The organism is Bradyrhizobium sp. STM 3557, assembly GCF_045571465.1.
Lineage (GTDB): Bacteria > Pseudomonadota > Alphaproteobacteria > Rhizobiales > Xanthobacteraceae > Bradyrhizobium.
On record NZ_CP120697.1, the window covers coordinates 1255304 to 1272470 of the forward strand.

Genomic DNA, 17167 nt, shown 5'->3' on the forward strand with positions numbered 1-17167 from the left:
AGCCAGCGAAGCAGCGCTGGGAACGGCCGCATCGGCCAAAAGTGCCGGCCGTTACGACGTACGTACTGCGCATTCTCCATCGAAGCGGCGCTGTGATGTAGAACTCGATCAGCCGCTGCGGAGCTCAGGCAATAAGCCCAAGCCGCTGGCCGTTATAAGCGCGTTCGCGCAGCGGACGCCACCACCACTCGTTTTGCAAGTACCACAGGATCGTTTTATGTAAGCCGGTCTCGAACGTCTCTTTAGGGTGCCAACCGAGTTCGCTTTCGAGCTTCGTCGGATCGATCGCATAGCGGCGGTCGTGTCCGGGCCGGTCAGGCACATGGGTGACGAGCTGTCTTCGCGAGGCTCCCACGGGCACCAGGTCATCGAGGATGTCGCAAATGGCGCCAACCACCGCGAGGTTGCTGCGCTCGTTGTGGCTGCCAATATTGTATCTCTGTCCGGGCCGGCCCTTGGTTATCACGAGATGGAGCGCCCTTGCATGATCGTCTACGTAGAGCCAGTCTCGCACATTCTCGCCGTCTCCGTATACGGGTAATTCTCGGCAGTCCAGCGCGTTTAGGATGACAAGCGGAATGAGCTTTTCGGGAAAGTGATACGGGCCGTAATTGTTCGAGCAGTTGGTAACGATGACCGGCAACCCATATGTCCGGTGCCACGCAAGTGCCAAATGGTCAGAACCAGCTTTGGAGGCGGAATAGGGCGAGGATGGATCGTATGCCGTCGCCTCAGTAAACGCCCCATCAGACCCGAGCGAGCCGTAGACCTCGTCGGTGGAGACGTGCAGGAAACGAAAAGCATTTGCCTGGTCCGGCTTGAGGCCGGACCAGTATTGCCGACACGCCTCCAGTAGTCGGAAGGTACCCACGAGGTTGGTCTCGATGAAGGCGTCCGCGCCCCCGATCGAACGATCGACGTGACTCTCTGCGGCGAGGTGCACGACAGCAGTCGGCCTAAAATCAGCGAGGACGCCGCTGATCACGCGCCGGTCGCAGATGTCCGCTTTGACGAACCGGTAGTGCGGATGATCCCAAACGTCTCTGAGCGATTGCAGGTTGCCTGCGTAGGTTAGCTTGTCGATATTGACGAGCTGGCATGCGCTGTGTCGAATAAGCAACCTGCACAGCGCGGAGCCAATGAAGCCGGCCCCTCCTGTCACCACGATTCGCGTCATCATATCCATGATCAGACCGAGTCGGCTGAACGACATCCAATCCTTGCACACGCCGACCCGCGGGCGTCCGGACGTGCTGTATCGGGTCCATAATCCACCAGCAATAGCACGCCCACTCAAGCCGATCCTAATCTCGACGGCCATTACGCCGCAGCCCGACTATGGCTCGTAGCTTAGTTCCTGGTGGAATGGAATGGCGGGTACAGCTATGAAGCCGTTGATCCCGCGCTGCCGCTCAATACGCATTTGAATAGGCGGCGAGCGAGAATATAGTCATAATGATGATCTTGAAATCGAGCAAAAGCGACCAGTTGTCGACATAGTACAGGTCGTACTCCACCCGGCGCTGCATCTTTTCGAGCGTATCGGTTTCACCGCGGAGGCCATGGACCTGTGCCCAGCCTGTGATGCCTGGCTTCACGTTGTGACGCCGATAAAATGGCCAAATCAGTTGTTCGAACATTTCATTGTGTGCGGTTGCGTGCGGACGCGGACCCACAAGCGACATGTCGCCGAGCAGCACGTTGCAGAGCTGGGGAAGTTCGTCGATGTTGGTGCGCCGCAGAATTCGGCCAAGACGGGTGACACGTTCGTCGCCTTTGGTGGCCTGTTTGAAGCTGCTGCCATCTTCCATGACCCTCATCGACCGGAATTTCAGCACGCGTATGGGCTTGTTGTTGAACCCATGCCGGGTCTGCCGGAAGAGAACTGGTCCCGGTGAGTCCAGCTTGATCATTATCGCCACGGCTACGAGGAGCGGCGCAAGCAAGATGAGGCCAACGGATGCCCCAACAATGTCAAAGGAGCGCTTAATGAAGCGCTCGGCCTGAGAGAGCGGACGGCGAGCCACCTGCAGGGTCACCGTCTTTCCGAACTCAACGATGCGGCCCGCCCCAATCAAGTCGGCCGCTTCCACTGGAATAACGTGAATATTGGCCGGTATCTCCGAAAGCGCGAGGGTGAGGGCTCTTGTCCCGCGAAGATGCGTTTCGTCGGCCAGAACAATGATGTCGTCTGGATTGCGCGAACGGCACTGTCTGATGAATTGCCGAACGTAAGCCGATCCGCCGACAGAATGGTTTGCCAGGTCAAAGTCACTTTCATGGCGGGCAGGGAAGCCAAATGTGCGCACTGTCCGTATGCCCGTCATTCTCAGGCGAAGAGAGTATTCGGAACAGTGCTCTCGATCTCCGATGAGAACGACGCGACGTGCTTCGATCCGGCCGGCGGCGATGCCGGCTTGCAGCCGTGAGTACGCAGCCAGCCGCAGGGCAATTACTCCGGCCAGGATGCACACCAGCTGAAACAGAAATGTGCCACGCGAATATGCATCTGCGACCTTGAGCAAGAACATCAGCGAGACAAACAACGCGAAAGCGACAGTGATCGCGCCTACTCCGTTGCACATGAACCGGTGTAGCGATGTCCTCTCGAGTCCATTGAAACCTCCAAGGGCCAGAGCCACGCCGGAAACCATCGCGCCGAGCAAGAGCGCTGCTGGGGCATACTGCTGAGGGTCTGGCCATTGCAGCAGGACCATACGATGATAGGTCGCGCTCCCAAGGTAGGCAGCGGCAGATACCAATAAAAACTCGCCGATGCCGAATCTGATGCGGAAGCCTTCCAGCGAGCTTGCGGCAAACCATCCGTCAAGGTTCGATTGAGCAGACGCAGGGAACAGTTTGTGCAGCGAGCTGTATGCCACAGCATCCTCCCATTAGGTTATCATGCGAATGCGATCGGCTGCGGATACCGAAATGGAGGGCGCGCTAGAGTTCGCGGTTGGCCTCCGGAGACGGACACTGGCCGACAGCGCTCCAATACTCTTTCGGTCGCCCTTGCTGGCGCGAGCACTCGTTGGCGTTAGGTGCTCGGCATGATCCAGGACCCGAAGCGGCCCCCGATCAATTGCGCGCTGCCGCTGGCGCGGCGAGCGTGCTGGGCCAAGCGCCGCGCGCGGAGAATCGGCGCGCCAGCGCCGGCGCGATATGCTTCGCGCCGAACATGAAGCGCATCACCGGGCCGAATGTCGGCGCTGTGAGGAGCCCTACAAAAAACAAGCCGGGCACAGATGATTCCCCGCAGAGGCTCAGACGCGGTATGCCGTCCACTCCTTTGATATTTGTCATCAAGCCCTGGTCCAGAAACGAGAGCCGCCGCAGATCCGGCTTGAAGCCCGTCGCCGCAATCACATGGTCCGCCTCGAGGACCCGCGTGGCACCTTCCGTTCGAGCTATGAGCTGCAGCCGCTGGCGTCGTTCGAAGGCGCGCTCAATCTCGAGTGCTGTTAGGATAGGAATCAATCCGGCTACGCGTTCCTTCAACCACCAGCCTCCCGATGGCCCGTGGCTCCGCGAGACAATGTAGTTGCGCAGCGAATTTGGGAGAAGATAGAACAGCGTTGGAAACTGGGACACGGCCACATTCCGCCATCCGAACCCGAGTCCCGCCTCGGGATAAACAATTTTGCTAAGCACTGCACGCTCGCCCGGATGCGCAGGATTCCATTTAACTCGTTGGCCCCGCATCACAAGTCTCACATTCGCCCCCTGTTCATGCAGCAGCGCCGCAGTCTCGAGGCCGCTCTGCCCAGCTCCCACCACCAGCACCTCTTTGCCGTGGAATCGCGCAAGGTCCCTGTGGTCTACACTGTGCGAGACGAGCTCGGTCGGAAGATGGGACAGCGCGGCGGGCACATTGCGGAACGGCAAATGCCCAGTTGCAATGATGGCATTCTTGGCCCACAACATCTGGCCGTTAGAGAACTCTAGGCAAAAGCCGTCTCGTGCCCTTGCGATTCGGGACAGCACGAGTTGTTCTACGTCGGGTACGGCGTGCCTCTGGAACCACTCGGTGTAATCCAGGAAGTCGGCGAGGCCTAAGGGGCGGCCGCTTGGCTGATAATCGAGCCCCCTTTCGCTGCAAAAGGCCTGGAGCGTGTGCTGGCGTTCAGGGTCCCACAGACTTGATGCATGCGGCTCGGAACGCAATTTCATCCCTGTGGGCATGTTGTGGCGCCAGCTGTTCATCGGCTGCCCGAAGATTTCATGGTAAATCCCGCACGCGCGCAAGTGAGCAGAAATGGAAAGCCCATATGGTCCCGCACCAATGATTGCGAGATTCGTCGTCCGCATCTCCATCTCTCCTCAGAGTTGGGCTGCGCCCGCTACATCGAAGGATGAGCATGTTTGTCCAGCATGCTGGGCCTTGCGCGCATTCACTGAAGCAAAGGCGCGCCCCGGCAGGCATTATCGTTGCGTATCGACACGCGGAGGCTCGCTCAGTCGCCGACGTCCGATCACGACGATCATCCTTGCGAGCAGAAAAGGCAGGGGCAGCCGCGACGCCATTCGATCTGCTACCGCGTTGTGAAAGATATTCATCGGGTGAATTGCCAGGACTTCAATCGTGCTGGGCAGCATCGAAAGGACCTCGCGTACCTGCGATCTTCGATAGCTGATTGTCCCTGGCATCGCTCCGTCGCTGAATGATCCGATCCGATCCTTCTTCCACCAATTCTTGACGTTGTAGTTGAGGCAACTCAGATAAAACCTGCCACCAGGCACAAGGGCGGCCAGGATTTTGTGGAGAAAGCGCTGCTGGTCGCCCATATCTCCGAGGTGCTGCAGGAAGTCCGCCATCATGAGAACGCCGCAACTCTCACCGGCCACCTGGAACTCCTTCAAATCTGCTGCCACGTACATGACGCGCGATTCATGCTCGGCATTCGAGGCTGCATTAAGCTGCAGAGAGGCCGTAGAGAAATCGACCGCGATTACGCGATATCCACGTTGCAGCAGCATAGCGGTTGTCGGTCCAGGGCCGCAGCCGAGGTCGAGCGCCGGGAATGCCTGGAGCTCGGCCGGGACCGCGTCTATGAACCGCCGGATGCTATCAAGCTGGGTGGGAAACTTTGGTAGTTGCAAATATTGTGGAGCCTCCTGGTTGCGCGTGGCAGCCTCTGGAATCCGCTCCAACATTCCGGGCGACGACAAGAACGCGATATTCCCCTCAAAGGCAAACTCTGCTCCGCATGAGCAAACCGACCGGCCAGATCTGCTGATGTGGACCGCTGTTCCGCAAGTGGGGCAGAGCACGTCAGGCCAAGGGCATGCCACGTTCGTAATTCCCTCGATGGATAGGGCCACACTCATTCGCTTGTTCTCGCACGTTGATTGATCCGGTGGGTTCTGGCAGCTGTGCTCGACCCGTTTCGGCTTTCCGCGACCGGGAAGGAAGTTGCCTCAATTCAGGTCACGTTTGATCACGGCGGCCAAGCGGTCTCGGATTGTGGCGCGCGCCGGCTTGCCCCAGCTTTCACTACCCTTCAACCAGGGTCTCAGGACGCGTTTCGCCTCGCGAACCGCGGTGATTCGTACGAGATCAATGCGGCCTGCGAGGCTCGTGGGTATGTGCCACTCAAAGAGGGGGTGCTTCTTGCCACCGAACTGTAGTTTGTACGGATGGTCTCCAATCGTGAAATCGAAGATCGATAGACCCATCTGGATGCACGTCCGGATCGCGTCTTCTGTGGCCAGCAGGCCCACGGAGTGCTTGCGATACTGTGTGGTGTCGAAGGCCGCCCAAACCAGCCAGAATGTGCGATCGTCCCGCAGCCCGAATATGACCGCGATCGGACGCTGGTCGACATAGAGGCAGAACGTGGACGCCGTGCCCTGATGGACGCCTTCGATCGCCGTCTTCCGGTAGAATCCGAATACGTCTTCATGCGCAGTAATGTCGCACGCGCCGAGCTCCTTGAACCGGCTGGCGCGAAAACGTCGTGAAGACTCGAAGATGCGCCTCAACTCATCTTCTTCATCCACGTGGCAAAAATGCAATTCCCCGGACCGCCCAAGCCGCCGTCGCTTTCTGTCGAGATAACGCCGAAAGTCCAGGTCCATGTTGTTGGAGCGCCATAGCCCCCATTCCTGCCCCAATATAGATGGATAGGTGCCCACCCGCATCGCAGCTTGGCGCGCACGCGGAAACAGTGCACGCAGTACCGTATCGTTCCCGTCAAGTTTTTCCAGCGTGATGAGGTCGCACGGCATGAGATACTGCGAGACATGCTGCGCGAGCATAGGGTCTTCTTGCAGGACCGTCCTGTCAGAGGGCCTGTAAACAGCTCTCTGGTAGTCGCAAAGCTCGCTACCTGCGAATTCAATGCGACGCAGCCCACGATGCCATCGGCGCATAAGGGGCACGAGAAGGACGAGCCGCCCGTCACGCGATCGTCCGGTAATTGTCACTGGCTCCGCTCCGGTGCTGGGCATTACGAGGTCATGGATCCCTGCAAGCCATAAGGGTGCTTGGAACGCTGTCGCGTGTGAATCCCTATAAAGGGATTCGTACTCGCCGGAATTGAAGTCGAATGCCGTCTCTTTCGTGAGAACGATCTCCACTCCGCGTGCTCCCCTCTGCAATGTAAACACATCCCTCATCGCGGTGTCGGGTCGGAATATATCGTTCGGTCTGATAAGACCTCGCTGCAATCCTGGTCATTTAACCGACACCGATGTCCCGTCAGCGGGGAATATGTTTTTGCAATTGTCGAAACGCAGTTGTGACTGCACCCCACGAATATTGGATCAGTCCCGGCATGGGGTCATCAAGGCGCCAGTACCCGTCATAGATGACGGCGTTCCGAGGAAGTGTAGGCCGCTCAGTTTTCAGTCGCTCCCAAATAGAAGCACGCCAGACGACCTTGTCGGTCGACGAACGCAACCGCGGCTCCGGCGGAAGCTCAAGTTCATGACGATAGGCCTCTAGGGGGATGTTTACTCCGCAGAGGGTGGCGATCTCTTCTTGCCAATCAGTGCGCCCGACAGTCGGCTCAATTATCACGAATCGGCGGTTTGTCCGGTCCCACTTGTATTCCATGCTGCCCATCCCGGCGTAATCGACGGTTTCCAGAAACGCTTCAGTCATCGGCTCCAAAATTAGGCGCGTTTCGGCCGCCTCGACGCAAAATGCGGTGAGGCCAATACCTGGTGGGCTGCTTGCTAGTTTGCGGCCCGTAAACATGCTCACGAGTTGACCCTTGCGACCGCGATAAAAAAGGCAAAAATAGATTTCATCGTTTCTGCCGTCGACCCACTCCTGCACCAGGACCTCGCCGGCAATTTCCAGGACTCGCTCGCAGGCGATCACGGCCTCACGGGCGGAGCGGCATACTGCGATGCCTCGTACCTTTCCGCGATGGACGCTCTCTTTGTCGGCTGGCTTGACGACCAACGGAAGACTTAGTGCGGAGAGCTTCTTCGCGATGTCCGCTTGCGAGCGAAGCACTGCTCCTGGTGGGACCGGAAGCCCAGCCGATGTCGCGAATTCGTGGAAACGAGCCTTGTCTTGAAGCACCAACACGGTCTTATGCGGTGGCAATCGAAATCTAAAATGCACGTTGACGCGGTCTCGATATTGGGACAACGCGAGGACAGCCAGCTCGTGAGTGTTGAAGAGAACTGGACGACCTCCCAGCTTCGCCTGGAGTTGCGCCAACGTCTGGACCAGGGGCTCACCTTCGAGCCCGTTCGACCGCACAGGACTAGTATATCGGGACCACATTCCCGGGTTGAGCCAGCGAGTGTCGATTGTATAACTCGTCACATTTCCGGCACCCAGACTACGACTTACACCAAGGCTGTTCAGGCCACCAAGAATCACGACCGCTGGCACCCCTTGGTGCACCGGCTCAAGGCCACGACCGCGTTGATGGGGCCACGTCTCATCGCGAACATCGCTGTGCGGCGCGTGACGCAATCCGGACGCCAAACGGCGTCCTGTGGCTCGAGCTCGCGATACATGTTTCATCCATATATCGAGAGCTCGCGATTCGGTGGTCCCGGGGGAAGTAGGCGTACGATCAGCGTGGCTCATGCAATCCCGGCCTCGAATCTGGTCACCGCGGCACACCTGGCGCGTCGAGTTGTGAGAAGACGTTCGCGAAGAGCCGAGCGCGCGCGGAATCTGCCACGATGGCATGGCCGGCGCTGTTCCAGTGCTCTTCGCCGGGTATGTTCAGAAGCTGCTTAGTCTGGGCGATAGGCTGCTTTGGCCGCGGCGCAACATGCTGTTCTCTATGAGGCGATTAATCTGCAGCCGGGTAGGACCGCTCATTCGGGAAGCCCCGACTGCGTCTGTCACAGAAGGTGTTATCGTCCGCTGGAGTTCAAATGAAGCGGCTGGAAAACGTCTTCCGAACTCCGGAGCGACCTCGCGGAGGCGAGCCTGATTTGGCTGATCTGGCGAGCATCTTGCGACGGAAACGTCAAATCATGACTCAATCTGGCGCAATTTCCGAAACATCGCCGCGTGCTCGCGCAATCACGGGCTCCGCATCGTGCTGCGGAACACCATGCCTGCGCGTCACCAAACCCGCCCAACGGTTGAGCTCGCCCTTGACCTTCACCGCTATCGCCGAACCGTCAATGCACTCAACCCGCCCGGCACGGTTGAGAGTGTGCAGTCGACGTCCCGGCCACCCTGGCCCGGTACGCAAGGTAACAAGAATATTCTGCTCGAATGTATCGTCATCGAGGCGGGTGATCTCAGCGAGGGTTACGGCTCTCCCATATCCCCCTCGGCAATCCTGAGCCGGCCTTAGTAGACGTCCGCCACGCTCGACAAGCCGACCGGCCGGCCGAGCTGAGGAGATGTCGACGAGTACAGGATTTCGCCGATGGGGGACCCATGGTCCAATAAGATTGCTGGCGGACCAGAGGTAGAGCGCGTCGGAAAAGGATCCGTGCCCCTCTCTGACAGTCGCCATCAGCCACCAACGTCCGGCATGCTGAACCAGTGTCGGATCACTCGCCTCGACGCCGGTCACCAGCGTGGCTGCAAGTTGCCAGGAGTCTGGAAATCGGACCGCGCGGTAGAGGTCGATGCGATGCGCAGCGGTGGATTCGGGAGTCATCCAGACCTCCCCCGCATGCTCGAACACGAAGGGATACGAAAGGTGTGAACCCGTCGCGAGGACAGTTCGAGGGGCGGAGCGCGGCCCGTGCGCGTCGAACTCCGTGGCAGCAATGGCAGCGCGCCCCAGCCGATGATCGAATTCCTCAACAAAGACCACCACGCGGCCTCCGAATGCCAACGGGAACGGATCGGCATAGAACCGGAGTCCGTCATCGCACAAGATGTTCCAGCCTTCAGTTGGCATAGCCAGCAGATCAAAGGTGTCCGGCCCGTCGACGAACCTCCAGCCGACCCGCCAATGGGGCGCATAGGTGCAAAGCTGATAGAGCCGTCGGATGACAAGCCTAACCAGCATTTTCATTGCGAAGCGGGCGACGTCGCCGCACCGCAGGGGCAGACCGGCGGCATCAGCACAGGGCTGAGACGGGGCGGTCCCCCTGGTAGCGGCCACGATGAGCGTGATCACTCGTGTCAGGCAATCCTCGAACGCAGTGAGGATGATGCCGTTCGCTTCGGTACCTGGTCGGCCGGACGCCAGTGCGACGCCGGTTTGTGTATTGATAATCCCGATCACAGGAGCGCGTCCTGCCAGCAAAGCTGCTAATGCAGCGGCATCCCCGCAAACCCCATCAAATGTCACGCACCAGCGCACCTCTGCAGACGCCTCCATGGGCCCGCAGAGATCAATTACGAGATCCGGCTTGTCGGCCGGCTCAAGGACGTAGGGCAGGAAAGCGCCTATGGGTACAGCCTCGGCCAATCCGCCTGCGGGCAGGCCGTTGATCATGCGCTCGAGCAGGAAAAGCAGCGAGACGCAACTTGGAAGCGGCTCTGCCCTGGCGCCCCAGCCTACGCCTGCCAGGACTCCTGGGATCGCGTTCAGCTTCTCAATAAGGCTGAGATGCCACAATCGGGGCGCACCCCGATCGACTCGAACCTCGGCACGCATCCGTTTAGGTACCTCCAAAGCGAGCAACGAAGCCTGGAGCGCCGGACCTCAGGTAGGCTCCCCAGAGTAGGAACAAAGTCGTGGCTTCGCCAACAAGCGCGCCTCCAATCGAGATCGCCGGGCCAAAGGTGAGGAGCAGCAGCAGGACCGTGGTAAATCCGGTGATGCCCCCGGCTAGTGTCGCCAGTGTAATGTCGCGGAAGCGTGACTGGGATTGTGCGAGAGCACGGAAGGGCTGGTAAGCGGTATAGGTCATGGCCGTGAGCCAAGCCATGGTGACGATCAGGCTCATCGGCTCGCCGACAAATTGCTTGGCAAACAGCAGGCTCTTGACCAGTGGCCAAGCGAGCAAAAGGCACGCTCCATAGGCAAGGACGAACAGTAGCGCACACTGAACTGAAAATATCAGAACCTTTTGTATTGAAGCCGCATCCCGGGTTTCGTCGCGTCGCGACAGTTCGGGGCGCAGCACGTTGAGCACGCTTCCGGTAAGGACACGGATTGGAGCCAGCAGAACAAACCCCGCGGCAATGGGAGCGAATGCCGCAGGACCGGCAATTCCGGCGACCAGGAACGCCTGCGATTGTCCCAGGAGGATGGCCGCACCTGCCCCGGCGAGTGACCAGACGAGTGCCGGCAGAAACACGCCGTAGCGTCTGAATATGCGCGCACGAAAACTGATGCGGATGCGCCAGCCCCTATCGAGAAAGCACGGCAAAATTCCAAGCGCACACGCCGCAGACAGGCCGCCGAACACCAACCCAGGCGTAAGCGGCAGGTACAGCACCCGCGGCACCACGATCAGAAGCGCTGTCCCACTTACCACGTAAGTCAAATCGGAAAGCGTGGCCCGCGCTCCGCCAGCTCGCGACGGCTGGGCCAAAGCGACGGCGCGCGTGTAATTACGGAGCGCCCATAGACCGATGAAGGCACTTCCAAAGCAGCTCACACTCAGAATCCCCAACCAGACCCAGATGACGATCGACGCCACGATGGAGAGTGCGCTGCAGACAAGAAGCGCCACAGAGCCGATCGTCACGTCAAGGACGCGCGCTGCGCAGCCGCATCTACTGGGAATGTAGACAGTTGCCGGAATCGCGAACAAGGCATCGCTGAACAGAGTCGCGGTGGCGGCGGTTATAAAGATGATCGAGAAAGTTCCGTAATCGTAGGGCGACAGCGTACGTAATAGGACAATGTTCAGGCAAAAATGGTAGACGCTCTGAGGCCCTTCACCGGCCAGCCGTGACAGATAGCGGCCGCCAAGCGAGGCGCTCAATCGGATGATGGCTTGGTCAGCTGCCATGCTTTTCTCGGCATCGCAATGGCTTCGGCGCGCCTCTCGGGCCGCAGCGCAGCGGATCGCGGCAGCACATGAATGCGCCGGCGTCATTACCGGGGCACATTGAGGATTTCCGAGGGCAAGTATCAGCGCTCACCTTCCGTCGGGAGCCTGCAATCCGAGCGCGGCCAAAATGGCGCCGTCCAGCACGTGGGTGTGATCGTCGACGGTGACGCCCATCACGTCGAACATGTTCCAGAACGCCCAACCAAAGCCGCGTGCCTCCGCGGCACTGCGGACGTCGCGCACATACCTAGCTCGATCGGGGGGGGCAGCCCATTTGGTGGCACCGAATTCGCCAAGCAGAATTCGGTCGGACGAAATGTTATGCAGCTCTCGCCACTCATCGATGGGCGCAAAGTCCTTCTCGATGCTTGATCCATCTACTTGGGCTGCGAAGTAGGTCGCGAGCTTGTCCTGGCCCTGGATCAGCAGAGCTTCTCGTTCTGCCTTCGACAATGCCGCATCCGCCATGACCTGTTTGCGGAAAATCGCTACCGTCGAATCGAGATCGCCAGCGGCGGCGGGCCAGGGAACGGATCGCAAGTAGCGGTATATCGGCTCTTCCGTCATCCATGTCGCACCCTGGTGCGAGAAGAGGTACGGCCAGTAATAGTGGAAGGTGAAGACAACGTTTGGGTCATCAGTCGAGGCAAGCGCGAGCAGGCCTTCCGGCAGGCTCCCGCAGGCGCCGGTGAGCATCACTCTCAAATCGGGAGCGGCACTTCGGGCTGCGGCAAGCAGGTGCGACTGCTGCTTCTGCCACTCTACGGAGCCGCATGGCTGGGGCGGTTCGTTCATCAATTCCAGCATCGCTCGTCCCTCGGGAGCTGTCCGCAGCAGCCGCGCCGCGTCAACGACAAGATCGACGAACGAACCGAAAGAACCCCGCGGGCTCTCATCCAGCATCTGTTGGGGATTCCAAAAATGCGTCGCCTCGTTCGGATGCAGGTTGAGCACGACGGAGAGGCCCGCCGCTAGAATGGAGTCGACAGCGCGCTCGACGGTCGCAAGCAATTGCTGGCGCTGATCGCGGTTCGCCGCAAGAAATGGCCCCGGATCGACCGGGAGGCGGACGAAGTCGAAGCCGACACGGTGCAGGGCCGCGAGATCGGCTGCCGACGGCTGCGGCCGGTCGCTCTCAAACGGAGGCCATGCATAGGCGCGGCTCGGCGGTGCAAACTCACGGGTCAGTGCGAACCACGGCCAGATGTTGATGCCGCGGCGAAATGCGGCCTTCGCAGGCTCGCATCGTAAGCCGGAACCAGGCAGACAGACGCTGCTCGCGACCATCAACGACTTGATGACATCACGGCGAGTTGGTTGTTCCATGGGCGTGCGACTCTGAACATGACCAAAACGATCACGATGAACTGTGCAAGCAGCAGCGACTTACTGCTCAGACTTTCAAAGGACATGATGACCGCTAGAAAGAACGCCAGCGGCAGGCCGTACCCGTGTCGTAGTGGCCGGATCACCTCGCGAACAAACAAAATGAAGCCGAGCACAAGCGCCGCGGTCGCCGCAATGCCCTGGTACAGGACAAGGCGGATGACCGGGTTCTCGATCCCCTGCTCCAAGCCTTGAGCTGGCCGCAACGACTCGATCAATGCCACGTCCGGAGATAGCAGCAGGTCACGGAGCCCCAGGTGGGAAAACATATCGAACATTTGTACGCGCGTCTGGGCACTGCCGGTGTCGTCTTTGAAACGATCGACCAAGGGATCGAAGAATCCCGCAGTGTGGAGGGCAACGATGCCGGCACCAATGATCACCGGCATGATGGTGCAGGCGGCCCATCCCAGGAGGCTGAGGCGGCGTCCCGTGGCCAGCCCGAGTACGAAACGCGGCACTTGGAAACCAATAAGGGCCGTGATCAGGATCAGCGCCGTCCGGCCTCCGGCTGCAGCCAGCGCAGTCCACTGTAGGAGGATCAGTGGCGGTCTGAGGAGTTGGCCAAGACACGCACCCCCACTCAGCAAGCTGGCGATGTATGTCCCGGTCACAACCGAATTGGTCAGCGGGTGTCCGATCAATCCACCGGGGCGGTAGTCGATAAGCAGTTCGCCTTCGAACCGATACGGGAACAGCTGAGTTCCGGCTATGAACTCGTACAGCGTGAGCAGCGCGTTAGATGTGAGCAGCAGGTGGAGCATCAACTCCAACGAGCGCATGCTCCTGGCGTTCTGTTCCGCAAGAATCCACGTCAGCAGAATCGGAAGGATAAATGTGTCGACCGTCCCTGCTGGTCCAGGCCGGCGGTCAATGACGATGAAGGCCAGCACTGAGAGGGCAGCAAGGAAGAAGACGACCGAACCTGGACGCTGCGATGCCAACTTCGGGACCAGCGACGCAGGATTGCGGCGTGCGAGCACGAACAGCGCGAACGCCACCACTGTTGCATACGTGGCCGGGTGGATCTTCGACGCGGGGGCCCCGGTGATCCCATCATAGTTTAGGCCAAGCTCCCATAACATGCCGCCGGATACGGTGAAGAGCAGCAAGACTATCAGTCTCACCAGAGCCGAGAGCACCTGGCTAGATGCAGGCGCTGATCGCGCGGAAATGCTGGACGGGCAAAAGTTTGTCGCCGTGATGTCAGTCATTTGGTGGATTGTTCGGCTGCATGTCGATTGGGATCGCCGCGCCTGGCTATCTGTCAATTGCTGGCGCGGGAGCGCCAAGCCTCGGGAAAATGACTATCTTTCAGCGAGCTTCGGGTACGACCGCGCAGTTGTCCCACCGGCCGAATGATGGCAGACGGCCGTTCGAGAGCCAGCAGAATGCGTTTTCCAAGACGCGCGCGTTCCACGACGCGCGCTGGAGTTGAGAATGATGCCGCGAATGCCGCTCGGGGCAACGCTCAAGATAGCGTTCGCGAGCTCAATGTCTGCAGGTCTGGTTGCTCCGGCCTTTACCACCAGGAGGATCTGGTGCGCGACGGCGGCGAGGCTCCGCACGAGGCGGTTCGAAGGAGCGTCGCCGCAATCGACGATGGTCAAATCGAACTGCAACGCTTTGGAGAAGACCAGATCCATCAGCTCGACGCGGTCAACCCGCGATGGCGGTGCCTCTGCAGAACCTGCGGGAAGAATTGCCAAGCGCTCGGGCACCGCGAACCGCAGCGAGGCTTCGAAACCGGCCAAGCCTTTGATGACGTCGTTGAATCCCGGGTGCTCCGTCCTAATGGAACCGCCGATGGAATTAGTCCTTGAGTTGCTCGTCAGCTTGGCGGGAAGCTGATTGGAGATCGCGCGGCTTCGGAGATCCGCGTCAACGAGCAGAACGCACTCGCCGTCATGCATCGAAGCAAGTGCGAGATTCGCCGCGATGGTGGAGTTGCCCTGACCCTTGCCGCTTGAGGTGATGAGTAGGATTGTGCCGGGACTACGGGGACCACGGACTTCAGCGCTGCGCAACGAATCTCGAAGCCGCAGGAATTGTATGTCGGCAACAGCCAGCTCCGGGGCACCGCTGAACATGTTACCAACAATTTTGGGCATTGACATCGTGGGCTTCAGATCGGGGATCGCCGCAAGCACTCGGTGCTGGCACGAAGCCTCCAGCTGGCGTCGCGTGTGGATCCTGCTATCGAAATAGTCCCTAGCCAGCGCTGCTCCAATTCCAAGTCCGACCCCAAGCACGCTGGCAAGCCCGAGCAACGCAGCGACTGGAGGCCAGCTCGGTCGAATTGGAGCAACGGCCTGAGAGATGATGCGGGCGTTCGTCAGGCCGAGAGCGCCCTTTGCTGCGGCCTGACGCGCGCGCGTGAGGAAAGATTGATAGATCGTACGATCCACCTCGGCCTTACGTTCAAGCTCGCGCAGTGCGACCAGCGCTTCCTTTGTTGACAGCGAGGTGAGTTCGTTGGGCGTCACAATTGTATTGTGCTCGAACTTGAAATGCTGGACCTTCTCGTCGGACTGGCGGACCTGCTCACTCAGATCGCCCAGATGTGCAGAGAGCGCGTTGGCGGTCTGGATTGCTGCCCCGGCTCGGGCATCGGCGTCCTGTGCTAAATACGCGTCCACGACAGCATTGGCCAGCCGCGCAGATTTTTGTGGGTCATGCGATGACGCCAGCACATCGATCACGAGCGCCTTACCGGCGTGTTTGCTGTTGACCGCATCGCGGAGCCGCCGCAGCGCGCGCAATTCACTGCTTTCCTGGCTGTCCTGGTGGCCCCTGATCCGACCCAAGAAGGCCGCCACCGCAGGCGGAACCCGCAATGTCGGCTCGCCCCCGAATTCGGGGTCGGAGTACAGTTGCTCGGTCGCGGCCACACGGCGCAGAACGCTCTCCGACTGCACGACCCTGAGCTGGCTTTCAGCGAACGCGGCCCCCCCGTCGGGCGGTGCGCTTTCTGAAATCGGTCCGCTTTCGGTCATTCGCTCGCCGCTCGGATCCAACAATATTTCCGCAGTAGCAGTGTAGGTTGGCTTAGCCGCGAGCAGATAAAGCAGCGTCAGCAGGATCATCGCTCCGCTGACGCCGAGGAACAGGATGTGGCGGCGCCGCACGATGGCCAGCATTTCCTTCAGATCGATGCCCGGCTGCTCCAAAATTTGCGCTTCATCGAAGCGGCCGGCGAGCCACGGGTGGGTCACGAACGTCGGCCCCTTCTCGAACGACATTGTGCCTCCTGAGCCTGCTGTACCAGGCCGCTGACAATTCGTTTGAACTGCTGGTCGACCAGATGGGCGGCAAACAGATTTTCGAATCGGAGCCGTCCCGCCTGTCCGAACGCCGTCACGGTCTCGGGGGAATTGAGTGCTCGGCAAATGCAATCGGCGAGGGCCTGCGGGTCATTGGGCGCAAAATGCCACCCTGTTTCCTGATTCACCACGATCTCGGTGAGACCGCCATGAGCTGCGACGATCGACGCTCGCCCAAAGGCCATCGCCTCCACGGCGACCCGACCGAAGCCTTCCGGCACGCGCGACGGCACGACGGCAAGGTCGCACCACTGGAAGTGGGCACTGGGGTCGGCGACAAAGGGTTCGAACCGGATTACATCCGAACGAGAAACAGCTTTGGCTCGATGGTGCAGGTCCTCCTCGAGCTTCAGCTGCGCATCAAAGGTGCTGCCGACAATCCTGACCTCCAGACAGTCCAGCAGTGATCGGGGAAGTCGGCTACAGGCCTCGATCAGGAGATCCTGGCCTTTGCCGCGATTGATTCTCCCAAGCATGAGCAACCGCAGCGGTCGCAGGCCGTCGTAAGTAGAGAGTTCAACAGCGTCGGGCCCCCGGAAGCCGTTGTACAGGACGTAAGAAGGAACCGCGGCGGGCAAAGAGTAGAATTCGCGGGTCGCCGTGGAATTGAAAATGGTGGGAACGCGAATGGCACGCACCAGCAGTCTCAGCGCCCAGCCCACGATGCCGGTCGGCGCTTCATGAACATGCAAGATCGCTTTGCGGCGGAACAGGCCCGCAACGACCATGTAGTCGATAGCTGTGACCGTATTGATATAGACTAGGTCACTGGCGCGGAAGCGTGCATAGGCGCGCGACAGGGCGTGCGGTAGCCTGAAAAGATCCCGCGTGATAAGTCTGCGCAGATAACGTTTTCGGATCACCCACAAAGGCGCCACGCTAACCTCGTCCACGAATGGCTGGATCAGAATGCTCAATTTGCAATACTTTGGAACGAGTACGCGAATGCGGGCGCCCGGAAATGCGGCACGGAGAGAAGCAACCGACTCGATGAAGCAGCGATCCGATCCATAGAGGTCGTAGTGCGGGTGAACACAAAGAATATCGAACCGGCGCAAGGCGTG

At 59.8% G+C, this 17167-nt stretch carries 12 protein-coding genes; all 12 read right to left on the bottom strand.

Going from position 1 to position 17167, the window contains the following annotated elements; genetic code table 11:
• Positions 1–124: 124 nt before the first annotated feature.
• Positions 125–1213 (bottom strand): dTDP-glucose 4,6-dehydratase, encoded by a 1089-nt coding sequence (gene rfbB, locus P6U24_RS05675; protein WP_407158202.1) that lies wholly within the window; start codon positions 1211–1213, stop codon positions 125–127.
• A 199-nt stretch (positions 1214–1412) separates the two neighbouring features.
• Positions 1413–2882, bottom strand: a complete 1470-nt coding sequence (locus P6U24_RS05680) for an undecaprenyl-phosphate glucose phosphotransferase (RefSeq protein ID WP_407158203.1) — start codon at positions 2880–2882, stop codon at positions 1413–1415.
• Between the two features lie 199 nt (positions 2883–3081).
• Positions 3082–4311: an NAD(P)-binding domain-containing protein gene (locus tag P6U24_RS05685; protein WP_407158204.1), complete on the bottom strand. Its 1230-nt coding sequence runs from the start codon at positions 4309–4311 to the stop codon at positions 3082–3084.
• Between the two features lie 114 nt (positions 4312–4425).
• Positions 4426–5172 (bottom strand): class I SAM-dependent methyltransferase, encoded by a 747-nt coding sequence (locus tag P6U24_RS05690; protein ID WP_407158205.1) that lies wholly within the window; start codon positions 5170–5172, stop codon positions 4426–4428.
• 249 nt (positions 5173–5421) lie between these two features.
• Positions 5422–6261 carry a GNAT family N-acetyltransferase gene (locus P6U24_RS05695; RefSeq protein ID WP_407158206.1) on the bottom strand — a complete coding sequence of 280 codons (840 nt, stop codon included), beginning with the start codon at positions 6259–6261 and terminating at the stop codon, positions 5422–5424.
• 442 nt (positions 6262–6703) lie between these two features.
• Positions 6704–7540, bottom strand: a complete 837-nt coding sequence (locus P6U24_RS05700; RefSeq protein ID WP_407158207.1) for a hypothetical protein — start codon at positions 7538–7540, stop codon at positions 6704–6706.
• Between the two features lie 919 nt (positions 7541–8459).
• Positions 8460–10046: a formyl transferase gene (locus P6U24_RS05705; protein ID WP_407158208.1), complete on the bottom strand. Its 1587-nt coding sequence runs from the start codon at positions 10044–10046 to the stop codon at positions 8460–8462.
• A gap of 4 nt (positions 10047–10050) precedes the next feature.
• Positions 10051–11352 (bottom strand): hypothetical protein, encoded by a 1302-nt coding sequence (locus P6U24_RS05710; RefSeq protein ID WP_407158209.1) that lies wholly within the window; start codon positions 11350–11352, stop codon positions 10051–10053.
• A 129-nt stretch (positions 11353–11481) separates the two neighbouring features.
• The gene (locus P6U24_RS05715; RefSeq protein ID WP_407158210.1) at positions 11482–12720 is read right to left on the bottom strand and encodes a glycoside hydrolase family 5 protein; all 1239 of its coding nucleotides are present in this window, start codon (positions 12718–12720) and stop codon (positions 11482–11484) included.
• Positions 12681–13892 (bottom strand): VpsF family polysaccharide biosynthesis protein, encoded by a 1212-nt coding sequence (locus P6U24_RS05720; RefSeq protein ID WP_407158211.1) that lies wholly within the window; start codon positions 13890–13892, stop codon positions 12681–12683. The genes P6U24_RS05715 and P6U24_RS05720 overlap by 40 nt, the downstream gene beginning before the upstream one ends.
• Positions 13893–14087: 195 nt before the next feature.
• Entirely contained in the window at positions 14088–16022 is a 1935-nt protein-coding gene (locus P6U24_RS05725) for a GumC family protein (protein ID WP_407158212.1), read from the bottom strand.
• Entirely contained in the window at positions 15992–17161 is a 1170-nt protein-coding gene (locus tag P6U24_RS05730) for a glycosyltransferase family 4 protein (RefSeq protein ID WP_407158213.1), read from the bottom strand. Before P6U24_RS05730 ends, P6U24_RS05725 begins: the two co-directional genes overlap by 31 nt.
• Positions 17162–17167: the final 6 nt, after the last annotated feature.

Excerpts from the sequence above, each read along its gene's own strand:
- P6U24_RS05715 (WP_407158210.1), bottom strand. The coding sequence starts at position 12,720 with ATGGAACAACCAACTCGCCGTGATGTCATCAAGTCGTTGATGGTCGCG.
- P6U24_RS05705 (WP_407158208.1), bottom strand. The coding sequence starts at position 10,046 with ATGCGTGCCGAGGTTCGAGTCGATCGGGGTGCGCCCCGATTGTGGCAT.
- P6U24_RS05725 (WP_407158212.1), bottom strand. The coding sequence starts at position 16,022 with ATGTCGTTCGAGAAGGGGCCGACGTTCGTGACCCACCCGTGGCTCGCC.
- rfbB (WP_407158202.1), bottom strand. The coding sequence starts at position 1,213 with ATGTCGTTCAGCCGACTCGGTCTGATCATGGATATGATGACGCGAATC.
- P6U24_RS05685 (WP_407158204.1), bottom strand. The coding sequence starts at position 4,311 with ATGCGGACGACGAATCTCGCAATCATTGGTGCGGGACCATATGGGCTT.
- P6U24_RS05710 (WP_407158209.1), bottom strand. The coding sequence starts at position 11,352 with ATGGCAGCTGACCAAGCCATCATCCGATTGAGCGCCTCGCTTGGCGGC.
- P6U24_RS05695 (WP_407158206.1), bottom strand. The coding sequence starts at position 6,261 with ATGCTCGCGCAGCATGTCTCGCAGTATCTCATGCCGTGCGACCTCATC.